This window comes from Enterobacter sp. UNJFSC 003 (genome assembly GCF_036903355.1).
Classification (GTDB): Bacteria; Pseudomonadota; Gammaproteobacteria; order Enterobacterales; family Enterobacteriaceae; genus Enterobacter.
Map to the genome: position 1 here is coordinate 1 of NZ_JBAKHK010000132.1, position 278 is coordinate 278.

Annotated in this window: 1 protein-coding gene; it reads left to right on the forward strand. The window is 57.2% G+C overall.

The window, feature by feature from the left end:
• The coding region (locus V5P19_RS23450) for a histidine kinase dimerization/phospho-acceptor domain-containing protein (RefSeq protein WP_334407937.1) at positions 1-278 on the forward strand (278 nt) is incomplete at both ends.

Below are 278 nucleotides of genomic sequence, written 5' to 3' on the forward strand. Positions count from 1 at the left end.
GATGCGTTTCGCAGCAATGTTCATGCACTGAATCGCCACCGCGAACAGCTGGCGGCGCAGGTCAAAGCGCGTACAGCTGAATTGCAGGAACTGGTGATAGAACACCGACAGGCACGGGCGGAAGCAGAAAAAGCCAGCCAGGCAAAATCGGCGTTTCTGGCGGCGATGAGCCATGAGATCCGCACACCGCTGTACGGTATTCTCGGCACCGCACAGCTACTGGCAGATAACCCCGCACTTAACGCCCAGCGTGATGATTTGCGGGCAATTACTGACTC